Genomic DNA, 17,385 nt, shown 5'->3' on the forward strand with positions numbered 1-17,385 from the left:
ACTTACGGCGAATAGTTAAAGGCAGGAGGCTGGGGAGAAGCGGTATGACTAACGCCAGGCTTTGCTAACGGCTTCGCTCACCGACTGGGAGCAGGTGAGAAATATATTATTCTATTCTCTCTTGCCTCTTGCCTCTCATTGACTATTAACAACTTCACTCACATTTGCTGTCAATCCTCTCTTTACCTTGACATTACTAGAACCGCTTTGAGGAATATCTTTTCTACCTGTGCGCTTTGCTAATGCTAATAATAAGTAAACACTAAACAAGTATCCAGCAGCTAAAATAAATATCATCATAGGCATATTTCTGTAAATCATTGTTTCACCATCTTTGCTTGCTAAGGAATATAAAATTGCATAAAAAGCCAGCAAGACCCCAGTTACATCAAGTATCTACTTAATCACTGTAGTTAGTTATACAAATATTGAAAGTAGAAATACTAATTTCTTTGAGCAATCGGTTTATTTTTAATATCAACTTTCCCAGTCCGTACATCCAACAGCAGCAAAATCGCCTATTAGCAAACAACTACTGCGCTCATCAGCAGTCTACCTAGCCTGTGGTATTGACTTCATTCTAAATTAAACAAATATACACTAATACTTAACGTGCGCTGAATACGTTGAGTTAATTCCATCACTGGAAAAGTATAATTTGATTTAAAAGGCATGATGAAAGCACAAAGGCAAAGGAATATGTCCTACCCTCTTTTAGGCGACTAATTATTTTGTACTCACGACACTATCGCGTAAAATCACCCAATGATGGTTTTACTTAGGAAGTGAGTAATCTGAAAAGTTTAATATCCTTACGTATTAGCATAACACAACCCAATTGAATTTGAACCTAATTTCTAGACTAAATTCAAAAATTTTTTGCTCCTGACAGACACCTTGAGGTTGTTACTAGCAGGTACTTTAAAATTTACAGATAATTCGAGATAACTACGCAAAATCCCGTACACAAAAATTAAATTCACCCAGTAACCTTTGAAGGTTTTTTATGGTAACATAATTTTAGTCTTGGCTATAAAGAACTTAATAAATATTGAAAATGAGCTTCCCAGAGGAAAACTTTGCGCTCACACTGGGTTATCTTAAAATTAAAGAATATGTAAACTTTCGTAACTTAAGTCAGAGTCCGCCCATCCATGACCCCAGCCACCTCCCTGTTTACCCCTGTGGAAGCAGACCTGCAAATACTAGCAGATAACCTGAAACAGCTAGTTGGAAATCGCCACCCCATTCTTTATGCCGCAGCCGAACACTTATTCGGTGCTGGGGGTAAGCGCATCAGACCTGCAATTGTGCTGCTGATATCGCGGGCAACCATGTTAGAAGAAGACATCACAGCACGTCATAGACGGCTGGCTGAGATTACAGAAATGATCCATACAGCCAGTTTGGTACATGATGATGTGGTAGATGAATCAAATGTCCGACGTGGTGTGCCAACAGTACATAGTTTATTTGGTAATCGCATTGCTATACTTGCCGGGGATTTCCTGTTTGCTCAATCATCTTGGTATTTAGCAAATCTCAACAATTTGGATGTTGTCAAATTACTTTCGGAAGTAATTATGGATTTAGCTGCTGGAGAAATCCAACAAGGGCTAAATCGGTTTGATGCGAGTATTTCTATCGAAAGCTATCTGCAAAAGAGCTATTACAAAACAGCTTCATTAATAGCCAACAGTGCTAAAGCTGCGGGATTAATTAGTGAAACCTCCCTAGAAATTGCAGAACATCTATACAATTATGGTCGCCATCTGGGGCTTGCCTTCCAGATAGTAGATGATATTCTCGATTTCACCAGTTCAACAGACACCTTGGGTAAACCAGCAGGTTCTGATCTCAAAAGTGGCAACCTCACAGCACCAGTTTTATATGCCTTAGAAGAAAAACCTTACTTGGAAGTCTTGATTGAACGAGAATTTGCCCAGGAAGGTGATTTAGAACAGGCATTGGCACTAATTGATGATAGTCGAGGTATCCAGCGAGCTAGAGAATTAGCTGATCATCACTCAAAATTGGCCACGGAGAATATTAGCATTTTAGCCCCCTCAGAATCACGTCAAGCCTTAATCAACTTGACTGACTATGTTTTAAGCCGACTCTACTAAAACATTTAGAGTGATTTAAAGCTTGGGATTGAGGAAATTTATAGCAGAAGACAACAGATAGGAAGTAAAACAGGACTTATACAACTGGAACATTGGTAGGGTGTGGTTCGGCAAGCTCACCAACCACGTCAGACAGCATAAATTATGTAAATAACTAAATTGTTGATATCTGACGCACCCTACAACAGATTTTTTGGTGTGACACTTTACCTCCTGCCTCTTGTCTCCTGCCTCCGTTAAGCAATATTGGGAGGAATTATTTTTTTTCCTCTAGATTGCTGTAGTTGTCGTTGAATTTGGCTTTCTATCTCAAAGCGAGAAACTTCTACCAGATGGGCAAGAGTTCCTGGAGTTTCGATAAAAATCAGACTGTGTACTGGTTTCATCGCTACTAACTGGAACAAAATGTGGGTAACATACATGGAGGTTGGGAGCAAGTGAGGGTCACGCCCAGCATCTAAGATCAGAGAAATATCCTGTATGGTAGGGAAAGCGTAAATAACTTGCTTTTCTATTCCTGGATTTGCGCGGTTGCTCAATGTAGTTAATAACCAATCCTGCTCAGAATTTTGGAGAATAAAGTATTGGTGGTGTCGTAACTTTTGGGCAATAGCGATTAAGACAGGAGCGATTGATACCATAAGTTTTGGTGTCATACCATCCTGGGGTGCATTATCTATCAGCAATTGAATTTGTGCTTCTAAATCCATCATGATTTGTCCGTGACTTTGGGTAATGGCTAAAACAAGAGCGAGAAAATATCCCACAAAATCGGGACTTACAAGTTTAGCCACATCCTCAATCTAAATTGGTTTACGTTAGCCTTAAACACAAAAACCATAAAGTGATTATCTAAAGTCTGACAACTAGTGTCCAAAGTATGTTAGGGTCTTTTTGAGAACTGGGATTATGAATTCAGCCGCAATCGCAACTATTCAGGGGAAAATTTCTATCAGCGTGGAGGTCATCTTTCAATTCCTATTTAGGGAACTTCAACAGTCAACCAAGGCGTCCGAGCAAAATTGTCACGATGTGTCGGTGAGAATTACTAACGAAGTCTTACGAATTTGTAGTGAAAGCAAACGCATTCAAACCTCTGGGACAGTTGAAAGTTCAGCCATGAGCCTAGCTAAACATCGGTTACAACAGTGTATCCGCTACTACCAGCTAGGTTCAAATCGTGGACGTATGGAATTACATAGCACACTAAGTGCTATTGTTTACCGTTATATTAATCCTCCCCATAGGCAGTTAAGCTATCAAGGGCGGTTGACTATCATTGAAGATTTTCTACAGAGTTTTTATCTGGAGGCTTTAAATGCTTTTAGAAGGGAGAACCAATTGGGTCTTACCTATCGTCCCCGGACTCTATTGGAATTGGGAGAATACATGGCATTTACGGAACGCTATGGCAAGCGTCGGATTCCTCTCCCTGGCAGACAGCAACAATTAATTATTCTGCGAGCGCAAACTTTTTCCAAACAACAACCTCCAGAAACAACTGTAGATATAGAACAGGCATCAGAAGGTGGTAGCGGTGAATATGATGGTTCTTGGGAAGAACCAGCTATTCAGCAATTGCGATCAGCTATGGCCATGCAGCCTGAACCGGAAGAAAACACTCTGCGCTCGGTTGTGATTAAAGAATTAATAGATTATTTAGAAGAAAAAGAACAATCTGATTGTGCTGATTACTTTGCGCTTCGTCTTCAGGATTTATCAGCACCAGAAATTGAATCAATTTTAGGTTTAACCTCTCGCCAGCGTGATTACTTGCAGCAGCGTTTTAAATATCATTTAATTCGGTTCGCTTTATTACACCGTTGGGAATTAGTGCATGAGTGGTTAGAAGTTTCCTTACCTACTAATTTGGGTTTAACTCCGATTCAATGGGAAAGTTATATTGCCCAGCTAGATGATAAACAAAGAGAAATTTTAGATTTGAAACAACAAGGGAAACCTGATGAACAAATCGCTAAAGCTGTAGGCTTGTCTATGGCGCAGTTACAAAAACGTTGGTTTAAGATTCTCGAACAAGCTTGGGAAATTCGTAACTCCCTAGTGTCCGGATCTAGTGCATCTACCCATGAATGGTGACTTGTGAATCCTCACAAAAATTATTAAGTTTCTCAGGTATTGAAAAATTATAAATTCAACACCTACGGGTATAACTTGTTAGAATGTGAGGAAATGAGGGGGTAGAGATTCATCTTGGGATGGTAGCCTGTTAATGGCGAACCCAACTGGGAAGAAAAACCCCAAACCTTTCAACTGGGAGAAATTCCTACTGTGCAAGAACGTTTCCAAGCTATTCTTAAGCGTCGTTTACAAGACCGAATACAACAAAACCCGCCGTTGTTCCCCTGGGAAACACAATCAATAGAGTATCCTGAGTGTGTAGAAGAAAAATCACTGGGATTAGTTTCTGTTTGGGGGTGGAGTGTCAACCAGTCTCAGCTTAATTTGCCAATTCACCTACCGGAAAAAGTTTTTTGGCAATTGTTAGAAAAATGTCAGGTGTTATTAACATCTTCCGTACCACTAGGAGCTAAATTAGTTCAGGTGGTAGAGAGTATGTTTCCTAGTGATGCTCAGACCATTAATGATTTGGCCGGGTTAGTGTTGAGAAGCTCTTATCGTTCAGCAGATAGCCTGACTGCTAGCCCTGATATTGAGGGTGATTATTTCGATTTATTACCACGGCAACAAATGGCTTTGTCTTTAATGGCAGCCAAACAATTGTTAGAAAATTTAACCTTGCCAATTTCATCTACGCACCCACTAGTAGAAAGGCAATGGTTGACTACTGTAGGTACTTTAAGTATTTGCGTAGAACTATGCAGTGTGGGTAAATTGAAGAAGTTAATGGTACAAGGTGAGTTACCCATGCCAGGAATTTTACAGATTCAAGGTATTAACACTGGAAAAATCGTAAAATCTAAAACTTCGGAAATGCCGATGATGGAGTTAGATTTTGAGCAAAATGAGCCAAGTTATACTTTGGCAGTGGAGTTTCCTGAGTTAGATCAACAGCCTTTATTATTGGTAATTCAGGTAAAAATCTAATTCAAAACTGCTGTCTTGAGTAAGATGTATAATAATCGTGATTAATTTCCTGGGTTTAAACCTTAATTCTCTTTTGCATGATTAATATTCAATTAAGGGCGTATCTAAAATTTTAGCTACGAGCAGGATACTTGTACTCTTAGGGAGTGTAAGGCTAGGATAGGAGGAGTGGAAAAACAAGGTGATAGTTTTCATACCTAGCATTGTGTCCGCAGCGTCTACATCATGGCTTTGCTTACTTGAAAATGTTTAATTTATCCAGGATAAATCAGCTTTGGCGTGTATCGGTGGGTAATCATTGGCCAACAATGGGAAGAACATCTACTAGAGAGGTGGAAGATTCCATTCCTTTGCGAGTGCTGGTGTTAGTGTTGGTAATTTTGGGGATTGTTGCTACGGATATTGCTGGCGAAACTCTGTTTAGTCTGTGGACTATACCATTAACCATGGTAGGCACAGGGTGGAGTTATTACCGTCGTCGTAGTTCTAACATTCCGATCCAATTTTGTATTGCGATTGGAATGCTTTTGGCGTTAGGAGCTTTTTTTGGGCGATTTCTGGGGGATTTCAATGATACGCGCCTGAGTTTGGCGGAGCTATTGATTCAGTTGCAGGTGTTACATAGTTTTGATACACCGCGCCGTAAGGATTTGGGGTATTCAATTGTAATTGGGTTGATTTTGGTAGGTGTGGCGGCGACTTTGAGCCAAACTATGGCGTTTGCTCCTGTGTTGCTGTTGTTTTTGGGCGTAGCTTTGCCAACTTTAGTTCTAGATTACCGTTCTCGCCTGGGCTTTAAAAAATTAAATTTAGAAAAGTCTGGTCAAAAGAATAACTATAATTTAAATTTTAAATTTCTAATTTTAAACTTTTTGTTGATTGTGACTGTAGGACTGGGGATTTTTGCGATTTTACCCCGGTTTCCTGGGTATCAACTGCAGTCTTTTCCTATGAGTGCGCCCATTAAAGCCCCAGAAAATTTTACAGGACGTAGTATTATTAACCCTGGTTATGTCCGCCAAGGGAAGAATAATGCTCAAGGTGATGGTAATGGGAATGCAGTAGGAACGGGAAATGCTGGTGAAGCAGGAACAATAGATAATAACTTTTATTACGGTTTTAATAGCGAGATGAATCAAAACCTGCGGGGGGAAATGAAACCCAAGGTGGTGATGCGTGTGCGATCGCAAGCAGCAGGTTTTTGGCGAGTTCTGGCTTTTGACCGTTATACAGGTAAAGGTTGGCAAATTTCCCGTAATGAAGAGAAAGACATTACCACCCTCAGACAATCATCCTGGTCTTCTCGTATTAGTCTTGATTCGCCATTGTTGGGTATTGCGACAAAAGAGGTAGTACAAACTTATAATGTGGTGTCGGAGTTGCCTAACTTGATTCCCGCAATGTCCTATCCGAAATGGCTATATTTTCCTGCATCATTGGTAGCTGTTGATCAAGAAAATGGTTTGCGTGCGCCGGTGCAGTTATCAGAAGGGTTAACCTATACTGTGGTTTCAGATGTTCCCTACCGCGATCGCTCTTTATTAGTTAAAGCTTCTACTAAATATCCAGCTAAGATTAAAGACTATTACCTACAAATCCCCCCAGCAATTGCCGGTAAAGTTCGCAAACTTACGGAAGAAATTCTTAGTATCTATGATCAACAAAGAGTTTCCCGTTCTCCGGGTAATAAACGCCTAGATTCAACCTACGAAAAAGTTTTGTATTTAGCTCAGTATATTAAACAAAATTACTCTCTACCGAAAAATCCCTTAGATTTACCTTATTTTGGGAAAAACGACGACTTAGTAGAAAGTTTTTTATTCAAAAATAAAGGTGGCTATCCAGACCATTTTTCCACTGTGTTAACAGTGATGCTACGTTCCATTGGTATTCCGGCGAGGTTGGTAGCGGGATTTGCTCCTGGGGAGTTTAATCCGTTTACAGGGATGTATATTGTCCGCAATACTGATGCTTATGCGATGACGGAAGTTTATTTTCCTAAATATGGCTGGTTTACTTTTGATCCAATTCCCGGCCATCCTTTAATTCCGCCTTCTATAGAAGAAGATCAGACTTTTAGTGTACTACGGCAATTTTGGAATTGGGTGGCGGGTTGGCTACCTTCACCGGTGACAGGGATCTTAAATACTGTATTTGGGGCGATATTTAGCTGGTTATTTCAGGGATTAGCTTGGTTTTTAGCTTTATTTACCAAGGGTTGGTTAGGGGTCTTAACCGGTTTAATTGTGGGAACAATTGCTGCCTTCTTAGGTTGGTTGGGTTGGGGACAATGGCGCAGATGGTTAAATATGCGGTGGTTAAAGAAATTACCCCCCATGGAAAGGCTTTATCAACAAATGCTGCAATGGAGTGCTAAAAAGGGTTTAGGGAAGCATCCTAGTCAAACACCACTAGAATATGCCCAGTTTTCATACCAATACCATTCTCCAGAAATAGCAGTGGTGATAGATGAAATCTGTCATGCCTATATGAGTTGGCGCTATGGTGGTCATAGTCCCAACTATCAGCAATTAGAACAGAAATGGAGAGCATTGAAGAAAGAAGCATCTGCAAGAAAAATAGGATAATTCTGCATATATCCTAGGGCAGATTTTTCGGAAAAATGTCCTAATAATAAAGCTAAAAAAGCATTTGTTATCAAAAAACTATGGCTAACGTCGCGTAAATCGTTGTAACTCCCATTCTTTAGGGATAACATGAGAATAAGTCTACTACAAGCTTTTCATTTTTCGTTTAGCTGAAAATTTTTTTATGGAAATTCAATTAATCAATATCGGTTTTGGTAATATCGTCTCTGCCAACAGAGTCGTTGCTATCGTCAGTCCCGAATCTGCACCCATTAAGCGAATTATCACCGATGCTAGAGATCGAGGTCAACTGGTGGATGCTACCTATGGAAGACGGACTAGGGCGGTGATTATCACTGATTCTAGTCATGTGATTCTTTCGGCGATTCAGCCTGAAACCGTAGCTAATCGCTTTGTCATTTCCCGTGATCATCATCATGTTGTAGATAATTAATCTGAAGATTTGCACCATATTGGCCTTACCATGTGAATTAGACTGGTTTTCTGTCACTAGCGCTACACATTCCTTAGTTTTATACCAATTTGAGCAGCCAGGAACTAAAGATGGCAGCCTACAAAGCTCATGCTGTAGGTATTTGACAATCTCAAATCCGCAATTCAAAATGGTATTAGTTGTTTTAGCAGCTAAAACAAGACTAATGAATAATTTATATTAATTAATTCACTCTTTTCACGGATAATGCAAGTTTTACCTACCCATATTGGTGCAAATACGAAAGAATGCCCGCCTCTGGGCAAACTAATTGTTTTAACCGGACCCAGTGGAGTCGGCAAAGGTACTTTAATGAATGCAATTCTCCAGCGATATCCAGAATTACATTATTCAGTATCTGCAACGACTCGTTCTCCCCGTCCGGGAGAAGTTAATGGTAAGAACTATCATTTTATAACCCGGAGTGAGTTTGAAAAATTAGTGACTCAAGGGGAGTTTTTAGAATGGGCAGAATTTGCCGGTAACTTTTATGGTACACCTCGTGAAGCTGTGCTGAACCATATTCAGTCGGGTAAGTTGGTGGTGCTAGAAATTGAATTAGAAGGAGCAAGACAAATCCGTCATACCTTCCCTAGCGCCCTGAGTATTTTTATTTTACCGCCTTCATTTGCAGAATTAGAAAAGCGGATACGTGGAAGAGGACAAGATACAGAAGAAGCAATTTCTCGTCGTCTCAACCGTGCTGAAGAAGAAATCGCGGCCGCTGATGAATTTAATCTGCAAATTATCAATGGCGATTTTGAGGAAGCTTTGCAGGAAATAGAGAAAGCTATTTTTCATTGATACTCATCCAGGTGGGCATTGCCCACCATACAATACTTAGCCCGGATTTCTTACAAAGAAAAGAAAAAAAGAGGTCAAAAACTGCGAAAATGTATATGTAACAAGCATTTGGGCAATTATAAAATATGACCCCAGCAAGAACAGATTGTATACCAAAACAGTTCCCTTTCAAACAAGAAAAACTCCCTCCAGTAGTAGTAAATTTCCGGGGTGGTAAAGTAACATCAGATGCAGGTCTAAGTTGAATTGCTTAGTGGTGCAGAAAAGTCCTGAACGATTGAACCCACATTCCCCACCCTCAACTGTCACACAACGAAAATTGTTCATTTGGAGATTGAGAATTGGCAAACTGCTTGCAGCAGCGCTTCGCTATCGCCTACAAATATTCATTATGTTTGGTACAAAATACAACATTTGATGGTCATGCTTCCAGTCCGGAGGTATAATCGGGCATTAATTCCCGCATACTTTGGATTTCGCTGCTAGTTATTTGCATAGCTGATTCAGGTTGTTTACTTAGTAGTATCACAATTAACTACACTATGGATATGAATTATTCATTCCGTATTTAGTGTACCAATTACCAATCACCAATCATGAACCTTTCATCATTAAAATTTCTTCGCAGTTTACGTAAAGATAACCACCAATTTGCGGTTATTGGTTTAGGTCGTTTTGGTCGTTCTGTTTGTTCTACACTACATAATTCAGGTTATCAAGTTTTAGCTACGGATATTGACGAAAAAAGAGTTTCTGAAGCCTTGAACGAAGAAATAGTTAATCATGCTTTACAAATAGATTCAACAGAATCAGCAGCCCTGAAAGAAGCGGGAATTTTTGAATTTGATACCGTAATTATAGCTATTGGTAACTACGTTCAGGAAAGTGTGATTACTACCTTAAATGTAAAAGAAGGTGGTGTACCTCATGTAATTGCTAAAGCTTCTAGTGAAGTTCACCGCAAATTATTAAAACGAGTGGGAGCAGATCATGTAGTTTTTCCTGAATATGAAGCTGGTTGTGCGTTAGCACGCACACTTACTAAACCAGGAATTTTAGATAGATTTGATCTTGACACAGATAACAGTATTGTTGAGTTGATTGTTCCTGATGATTTTCATGGTAAAACCATTGCTGAACTCCAACTTCGTAATCGTTATGGTTTAAATATGTTGGCGGTAAGTCATGATGGTAAATTTATCATTAATCCCGAACCAACTAAACGGTTAGAAAAAGGTTCTGCAATGGTAGTAATTGGTTGTAATAAAGATATTAATCGTTTACCAATTTGAGTTAGGAGGCGGCGGTAGGGGCGAACGGCCGTTCGCCCGTACAACAGTCAACAGTGAACCATCACCAATGTTTATTTCTTTGGTGTTAAATCAGGTAAAGTAGATTCTCCAAATGTGGGACTATTACCAGAAGTGTCTTCTGTTGGTGTAGTATTTGCGGGTGCTTGTTCTACGGGTGGAGTAGTAATTGCTGTCGCACTACCTGGGGGATTTACTGGGGATTTTTTAGGTGTTAATACTTGGGCAATTTGCTGTATTAATTGTTCAGTTTTGGCAAGTTGCTCCGTATTACCTTCCGTTGTATACTGTTTGCGAGCGAGTCTAAAGGCTTGAGCAGATTCTTTAAAAGCACCTTGATTATATAAAGTTACGCCTAAGTTATAGTAAGCTAGGGCATTTTTGGGATTTTGACGAATTGCTTCTTTATAAACAGTAATTGCTTCGGTAATTTTGCCCTGAATAACTAAAAGACTGCCTAAATTATTGTAAGCTACTGTATTTTCTGGATCTATTTTCAATACTTGCCGATAGGCAGAAATCGCGGGGTCTATTTGTCCTTCTTGTTGTTGAACAATGGCTAAATTAAAGTAAGCATTTTTATGATTTCTATCTAAATTAATTGCTTGTTCATAGGCGGCGATCGCATCCTGACGTTGTTCTTGTTGATAGAACAAAACTCCTAAATTATAATAGGCGTTAGCTAAAGTGGGTCTGACTACCAAAGCCTGACGGTAAGCGGTAATTGCTGCTTCTTTTTGTCCTTGTCTTTGTAAAGCTACACCCAAATTATAATAAGCTTCTCCTAAATTGGGATTTAATCTAATTGCTTCTCCATACTCTTGAATGGCTAAATCTAGGCGATTTTGTTCTAACAGAATATTGCCTAAATAATTACGTGCTAGTCCAATATTAGGATCTCGATCTAAGGCTTTACGAAAAGCTATTTCCGAATTCTGAAAATCTTTACGACTATAGAAGGTTGCTCCCTGTTGAAAAGCCATAGCTGCATCCAAATCTTGAGAAACCACTTCTTGAGCTAATAGCTTAGTACCGGTAGAATGAATAATTGCTGGTAAGGTCAAGATTAAAAAAGCTGATGAAACAGAGATCACTCCCATTAATATCTGTCCAGGGGCAGATTTAGCTCCGTTTAAATACGGATGTTTTTGATGTTTTTGATACATAAATTGCCACCCTTGAGTTATATTGATCTAATAAAAATTAGATTATATATAACTACATCAAAAATTCATAATTGACAATTGAAAAATTCATAATTTAATACTTTTCCCTTCGGGTAAGATCACCATGGCATCACCGAAGGAATAAAAGCGATATTTAGAGGCGATCGCTTCTTGGTAAATATCTAGCAATCTGATCCTACCAATTAAGGCACTAACTAGCATCAATAGGCTAGAACGGGGTAAATGGAAATTGGTAATTAAACCCTCAACAACCCGCCATTTATATCCAGGATAAATAAACAAGTTTGTCTTCCCCACAAAAGGCTGTAAATTTCCCAATTGTGCCGCACCTTCTAAAGCTCTCACCACTGTTGTTCCCACGGCAATAATTCGCCCCCCAGCCACCTGAGTAGCCCGAATTTGCTCAACGGTATCACTAGGAACTTCTATCCATTCTTCGTGCATGGCATGGGTAGTAACATCTTCTACTTCCACCGGGCGGAAAGTACCAACACCGACATGAAGGGTAATAAAAGCTTGATTAATGCCACAATGACGTAATTTTTCTAATAATTCTGGTGTGAAGTGTAACCCTGCCGTTGGGGCTGCGATCGCACCCTGTTCCTGAGCATACACAGTTTGATATTGTTCATCCGCCGCGCTGGAAGCAGTAATATAGGGAGGTAGGGGAATTTGCCCAAATTCTGCCAACACCTGCACCAAAGGAACATCCTCTGGTAAATCAAACTGTAGTAACCGTCCCCCAGTCTCTGGATCAGACTCCATCACAGTTGCTTTTAATATCTTCTGGCTATTTTGTCCTGAGGAAGTAAAAATAATCTCAGTACCAATTTTAAACCGCTTACCAGGTTTGACCAAAGCCAACCAGCAATTATGCCGTCGTTCCTCCAACAGCAACACCTCCACATCCGCCCCGGTAGATTTAGATCCATACAACCGAGCCGGAATAACTTTAGTATTGTTCATCACCAATAAATCACCTGGTTGCAATAATTCCGGTAAATCACGGAAAATACGATGGAGAGGCGACACACTTGTACCAGTTTCGGGAGAATTGACCACCAACAACCGAGAACTATCTCTAGGAACAGCAGGATTTTGGGCAATTAACCCCGGTGGTAATTCGTAATCATAACCAGATAATGAACGATCTAAATCCATAATATTTCTATATGTTGACGGTTGACTGTTGACGGTTGTACGGACGAACGGCCGTTCGCCCCTACTGCTTCCCTGCCCCTTTGCTCCCCTCCCTAAATTGGGTAGACCTCCCCATAGAAAGACGGGTGCTTTTACCCTACCAGGAACTTACTCTCTTAACGATGATAGAGATGTAGAATTAGCTTTGATGCCAAAGATAATAATGGAATACTTATACTATTTAGCAAATGCCAGTCTCACCTTGAGAATTGTGCAACACTTACACAGTAGACCGCAACTTCCCCTTTCCTTTGTGACTGTAATTCATCAAATTGATGGTTGGGTAGTGAGGATTAAATTTACAAAACCAGTTTCCGAACAGGAAGATGGTGATTTTCGAGCTTTTCTGAATGAATTAGGAATTAGCTATCAACCACCAATGCGAGTACAAATGGCTTTTTGGAGTTTAGAAGCAGGACAAATTCCTGTAGACGTAATGCGTCGTTATCAAGTGGCAATAGTTTCTCATGGCAATCCTGAAAAAGAAGAAATTGAAGCATTTAGACAGCAGTTTGTCCGAGGCTTAGGTTATTGTCCCGAAACTCTGGCTTAAACAACTAAATATTATTCACGTAGTCTGACGAAGTGACAAAATAATTCTCCTCTCATGTTTATTACAGATAAAAAGCTGCCTCAATGTATTGTTGCAGCTTAAATTCGTATCCAGATATAGATAAACGATATAAAAAATCTTCGCTGATGATTTTTGGGCTTTGTTTTGTATAGTGAACAAGTGCCACATCAAAGCGACAAATATAATCAGCTTTTTGGGGATATTCAGCTAAAAATATTTCTGCTGTTTGCCAGAGTTTAGCTTGTTTTTGGGGAGTGATAGCATTTTTGCCCCCTGCATCCCAATTACCAGAACTGCGGGTTTTGACTTCCACAAATGCCAGTATTGTTTGTTGATATTCGGCAATAATATCAATTTCACCCCAGCGACACCAAAAGCGCCGATGTAAAATTTCCCAACCTGTAGATTGTAACCATTTGGCTACTAGGTCTTCACCTATGTTACCAATATCTGCATAATTAAATGGAGAAGGATTAACCATTTATTCACAATACCATGAATACTCAAAATCGTAGTTGGACAAGTATACTCAGTTTATTACTTTTGGTAATCATTACCATCACAATCTTATTAGGTTTTGTTCCTGCTGCTGTAGCACTGGAATATAACAAAGAAATTCTCATCAACTCTGATTTTTCAGGACGTGATTTAACAGACTCCAGTTTTACTAAAGCCAATCTTCGCTACAGTAATTTTACTAATGCTAATTTAAGTGGTGTCAGCTTTTTTGCCGCTAATCTCGAATCAGCGAATTTGCGGGGTGCTAACTTAACTAATGCTACATTAGATTCAGCCCGTCTGATTAAAGCTGATTTAACTAATGCCATTTTAGAAGGGGCTTTTGCGGCTAATACCAAATTTGATGGTGCTATAGTGGATGGAGCAGATTTTACTGATGTTCTACTGCGTCGGGATGAACAAAATAAACTATGTAAATTGGCTAAAGGTACTAATCCCGTAACAGGTAGGGAGACAAGAGAAACTTTATTTTGTCCTTAAAGGTTCTCATATTTAATATTCAGATCATATTCAGATCCCGGACTTCTTTGATAAGTCCGGGATCTATTGGTAAAGCTAGGAAAAATTCGGCTGATAGCTGAATGATTACAATTGATTAATTGATGATATAAAATATGGATTACCTAAAAATTGTCCTTGAACCCGGTACACTATGGACAAGCATCAAAACTATAACAGAACAGGCTTTAAAATCTGGGGCTTTAAAATCTATCCCCACAGAATTGGAAATTATTGAACAAGATGGAGTACAATTTATAGTCAGGATTTTAGCAAATCTCAACCGCAAAAAAGCTGATCAAAAAAAACAAGATCAAAAGGCTGCTAAAACGGGTAAAGAATTTAATCCTTTTTTACCTTATGAAAAAGATTTATTTGTTGCGGATATTTCTCCTAGTCATGTTTGTCTTTTAAATAAATTCAATGTTGTTGATCATCACTTGTTAATTATCACCCGTGCTTTTGAACAACAAGAAAGTTTACTAACGCTAGAAGACTTTACAGCAATATGGGCTTGTTTAGTGGAATTTGACGGTTTAGTATTTTATAATGGAGGTAAACTAGCTGGTGCGAGTCAACGACATAAACATTTACAAATTGTTCCTTTTCATGGAACAGATATTCCGATTTCACCACTGATAAAAACCGCAAAATTCAATAATTCTGTAGGAACTATCCCCCAATTTCCCTTTCTACACGGTTTTAATCACCTGGAGATAGATGAAAGTCCTGAAGTAACTTTAAAAAAATATCATAACTTACTTCATAATTTGGGCATTACAGCATTAGAAAATAACATGCAATCAGGAGCATATAATCTTTTAATTACTAGGGAATGGATGTTAATTGTCCCTCGACAACATGAAGAATTTAACTCTATTTCTATCAACTCTTTAGGATTTGCCGGCGCATTATTAGTGAAAAATCAACAACAAATGCAGTTAGTCAAAGATATCAGTCCGATTAACATTTTAACTAATGTTGCTTTTCCTAAACAATAAAATCAAAGAAGAGGAAAAATTATGGAATCTCTAGATATAAAATGGATTCGTTCCCAATTTCCCGCACTTACACAAACCATAAACGGAAAACCAGCGATTTTCTTTGATGGACCTGGGGGAACACAAGTACCCGGTGGGGTATTAGATGCAATTAGTGATTATTTAGTTAGGTCAAATGCTAATATTCACGGTGCATTCGCTACCAGTATGCGAACAGATGCGTTAATTATGTCTGCTAGGGCAGCGATCGCCGACTTCTTAGGATGCGATAATGATGAGGTAGTATTTGGCGCAAATATGACCACTCTCACCTTCTCTGTGAGTCGCGCTATCGGTAGAGAATTACAACCAGGTGATGAAATTATTGTCACAGATTTAGACCATGCAGCTAACATTTCTCCCTGGTATGCTTTAGCAGAAAAAGGTGTCATTATTCGTCCAGTTGATATTAATATTACCGACTGTACATTAAACTTCAATGATTTAGAACAAAAGCTTAATTCCCGGACAAAATTAGTTGCAGTTACTTATGCTTCCAATGCTGTAGGGACAATTAATGATATTGCCAAAATAGTTAAACTTGCCCATAGTTTCGGGGCTTTAGTATATGTTGATGCTGTCCATTATGCCCCCCATGGACCGATTAATGTCCATCATTTAGACTGTGATTTTTTAGCTTGTTCAGCTTATAAATTCTTTGCCCCCCATATTGGTATTCTCTACGGAAAAAGAGAACATTTAGCCAGATTTTCCCCTTATAAAGTTAAACCCGCATCTGATGAAGTTCCTTGCAGATGGGAAACAGGAACTTTAAATCATGAAGGTTTAGCAGGGTTAGTAGCAACAATTAATTATTTAGCAAAATTAGGTTGTCATGTTTCCCCTACCTTAGATAATGAATTACTTTCTTCTTTAATGGAAGCTGATAGAGAAGGTTTAACTACCTTCCATTGTCCACGATTTTTGACCCAAACAGAACAACCAAACCATGAATTAATATCAGCTTATCGCAGTCGTCGATCAGCTTTATTAGCAGCCATGTCAGCCATTCAACAATATGAAAGAGAATTAAGTAAAAAGCTAATTTCAGGATTACTAAAAATCCCTGGTTTAACCTTGTATGGAATTACTGAACCTAGTCAATTTACATGGCGTACACCAACAGTATCTATCCGCATTGAAGGGAAAACACCAGAAACCATAGCCGAGATATTAGGAGAAAGGGGAATATTTACTTGGCATGGTAATTTCTATGCAATTAGTCTGACAGAAAAGTTAAATGTAGAAACATCTGGAGGCTTATTAAGAATAGGAGTAGCTCACTACAATACAGTAGAAGAAATTGACCAACTTTTACAAGTTTTGCAGGAAATTTCCTAATTTTCTCTCTATCCTGATGTCCATAATTTGAGGATTTTCAGGATAGAATTGTCAGAATCAGGATGTCCAGGATTTGAGGATGTACAGGATACTTTATTAAAATTGATCTACATTTTCACAAAATTGCGCTAATATTAATATTCTGTGAATATTAATATCAAATATTATCCTGTTAATTCTGTAATCCTGGGTATCCTGATTCTGACAGTTAAATATTAATTAAAAACTGTGCGTTACATTTCATTAACACACTCTACAAGGTGAGTGATGCCTACAGTTAACTTTGTTATCGCACAAAAAAATGTAGTAATATTATAATTATATACAATAGACCTGTCCGCAATATATACAAAAAAATGGTAGAACGGTAAATTGAAGATATACCGTGGCTCTACCAAACATGAAAAATATCATCCATTATATACATTTGCACCCAAAACGCGCTAGGGGAATACTGGGAATTAGCTATGATCAATTTATTTCATTGATGGAGCAGGCTTTGTTAGCTCATCAGGAGCAAAAAGCTCAGTTAGAAAAAGGTAAGTTGCGTGTTAATTCACCAGGTGGTGGACGTAAACCAAAATTAACAATTGAAGAAGAAATATGCCTGACACTATTTTATCTCAGGCAAATGCCAAC

17 protein-coding genes are annotated in these 17,385 nt (G+C 38.8%); 12 read left to right on the forward strand and 5 right to left on the reverse strand.

All coding sequences use genetic code 11. The annotated features are described in order from the left end of the window. Window positions 1-135: 135 nt before the first annotated feature. Window positions 136-321, reverse strand: a complete 186-nt coding sequence (locus CUN59_RS17240) for a hypothetical protein (protein ID WP_104389017.1) — start codon at window positions 319-321, stop codon at window positions 136-138. Between the two features lie 833 nt (window positions 322-1,154). Here CUN59_RS17240 and sds point away from each other — a divergent pair. Beyond that, window positions 1,155-2,126 (forward strand): solanesyl diphosphate synthase, encoded by a 972-nt coding sequence (gene sds / locus CUN59_RS17245; protein ID WP_104389004.1) that lies wholly within the window; start codon window positions 1,155-1,157, stop codon window positions 2,124-2,126. A gap of 236 nt (window positions 2,127-2,362) precedes the next feature. Here sds and CUN59_RS17250 read toward each other — a convergent pair whose 3' ends face one another. After that, complete coding sequence (locus CUN59_RS17250; RefSeq protein WP_104389018.1) at window positions 2,363-2,836, reverse strand: hypothetical protein; 474 nt, start codon at window positions 2,834-2,836, stop codon at window positions 2,363-2,365. 199 nt (window positions 2,837-3,035) lie between these two features. Here CUN59_RS17250 and hetZ point away from each other — a divergent pair, with 199 nt between their 5' ends. From hetZ to CUN59_RS17280, 6 genes are all read left to right on the forward strand, one after another. Then, window positions 3,036-4,223: a heterocyst differentiation protein HetZ gene (gene hetZ / locus CUN59_RS17255; protein WP_104389005.1), complete on the forward strand. Its 1,188-nt coding sequence runs from the start codon at window positions 3,036-3,038 to the stop codon at window positions 4,221-4,223. A gap of 192 nt (window positions 4,224-4,415) precedes the next feature. Beyond that, complete coding sequence (locus CUN59_RS17260; RefSeq protein WP_306460522.1) at window positions 4,416-5,192, forward strand: PatU; 777 nt, start codon at window positions 4,416-4,418, stop codon at window positions 5,190-5,192. Between the two features lie 245 nt (window positions 5,193-5,437). After that, the gene (locus tag CUN59_RS17265; protein WP_207765437.1) at window positions 5,438-7,780 is read left to right on the forward strand and encodes a transglutaminase TgpA family protein; all 2,343 of its coding nucleotides are present in this window, start codon (window positions 5,438-5,440) and stop codon (window positions 7,778-7,780) included. A 184-nt stretch (window positions 7,781-7,964) separates the two neighbouring features. Then, window positions 7,965-8,234, forward strand: a complete 270-nt coding sequence (gene remA, locus CUN59_RS17270; protein ID WP_104389007.1) for an extracellular matrix/biofilm regulator RemA — start codon at window positions 7,965-7,967, stop codon at window positions 8,232-8,234. Between the two features lie 246 nt (window positions 8,235-8,480). Continuing rightward, the gene (gmk, locus tag CUN59_RS17275) at window positions 8,481-9,077 is read left to right on the forward strand and encodes a guanylate kinase (protein WP_104389008.1); all 597 of its coding nucleotides are present in this window, start codon (window positions 8,481-8,483) and stop codon (window positions 9,075-9,077) included. A gap of 596 nt (window positions 9,078-9,673) precedes the next feature. Continuing rightward, the gene (locus CUN59_RS17280) at window positions 9,674-10,369 is read left to right on the forward strand and encodes a potassium channel family protein (RefSeq protein WP_104389009.1); all 696 of its coding nucleotides are present in this window, start codon (window positions 9,674-9,676) and stop codon (window positions 10,367-10,369) included. Between the two features lie 71 nt (window positions 10,370-10,440). On the opposite strand, the gene CUN59_RS17285 is transcribed toward CUN59_RS17280, so the two are convergent. Together CUN59_RS17285 and queA are read right to left on the reverse strand one after the other, a co-directional pair. Beyond that, on the reverse strand, window positions 10,441-11,553 hold the full coding sequence (locus tag CUN59_RS17285) for a tetratricopeptide repeat protein (protein WP_104389010.1): 1,113 nt from the start codon (window positions 11,551-11,553) through the stop codon (window positions 10,441-10,443). 87 nt (window positions 11,554-11,640) lie between these two features. After that, the gene (gene queA / locus CUN59_RS17290; RefSeq protein ID WP_104389011.1) at window positions 11,641-12,735 is read right to left on the reverse strand and encodes a tRNA preQ1(34) S-adenosylmethionine ribosyltransferase-isomerase QueA; all 1,095 of its coding nucleotides are present in this window, start codon (window positions 12,733-12,735) and stop codon (window positions 11,641-11,643) included. A 202-nt stretch (window positions 12,736-12,937) separates the two neighbouring features. Between queA and CUN59_RS17295 the strand changes: the two genes are divergently transcribed. Beyond that, the gene (locus CUN59_RS17295; RefSeq protein ID WP_104389012.1) at window positions 12,938-13,327 is read left to right on the forward strand and encodes a hypothetical protein; all 390 of its coding nucleotides are present in this window, start codon (window positions 12,938-12,940) and stop codon (window positions 13,325-13,327) included. Between the two features lie 61 nt (window positions 13,328-13,388). On the opposite strand, the gene CUN59_RS17300 is transcribed toward CUN59_RS17295, so the two are convergent. Beyond that, the gene (locus CUN59_RS17300; RefSeq protein WP_104389013.1) at window positions 13,389-13,829 is read right to left on the reverse strand and encodes a YraN family protein; all 441 of its coding nucleotides are present in this window, start codon (window positions 13,827-13,829) and stop codon (window positions 13,389-13,391) included. A gap of 14 nt (window positions 13,830-13,843) precedes the next feature. On the opposite strand from CUN59_RS17300, the gene CUN59_RS17305 reads away from it, so the two are divergent. From CUN59_RS17305 to CUN59_RS21190, 4 genes are all read left to right on the forward strand, one after another. Continuing rightward, window positions 13,844-14,347, forward strand: coding sequence for a pentapeptide repeat-containing protein (locus CUN59_RS17305; protein WP_104389014.1), 504 nt, complete (start codon window positions 13,844-13,846; stop codon window positions 14,345-14,347). A 134-nt stretch (window positions 14,348-14,481) separates the two neighbouring features. After that, window positions 14,482-15,366, forward strand: coding sequence for an ATP adenylyltransferase family protein (locus tag CUN59_RS17310; protein WP_104389015.1), 885 nt, complete (start codon window positions 14,482-14,484; stop codon window positions 15,364-15,366). A gap of 21 nt (window positions 15,367-15,387) precedes the next feature. Continuing rightward, on the forward strand, window positions 15,388-16,746 hold the full coding sequence (locus CUN59_RS17315; RefSeq protein WP_207765438.1) for an aminotransferase class V-fold PLP-dependent enzyme: 1,359 nt from the start codon (window positions 15,388-15,390) through the stop codon (window positions 16,744-16,746). A gap of 400 nt (window positions 16,747-17,146) precedes the next feature. Further along, a partial coding sequence (locus CUN59_RS21190; RefSeq protein WP_165790193.1) for a helix-turn-helix domain-containing protein occupies window positions 17,147-17,385 on the forward strand: 239 nt, incomplete at its 3' end.

Source organism: Cuspidothrix issatschenkoi CHARLIE-1 (genome assembly GCF_002934005.1).
GTDB classification, from domain to species: domain Bacteria; phylum Cyanobacteriota; class Cyanobacteriia; order Cyanobacteriales; family Nostocaceae; genus Cuspidothrix; species Cuspidothrix issatschenkoi.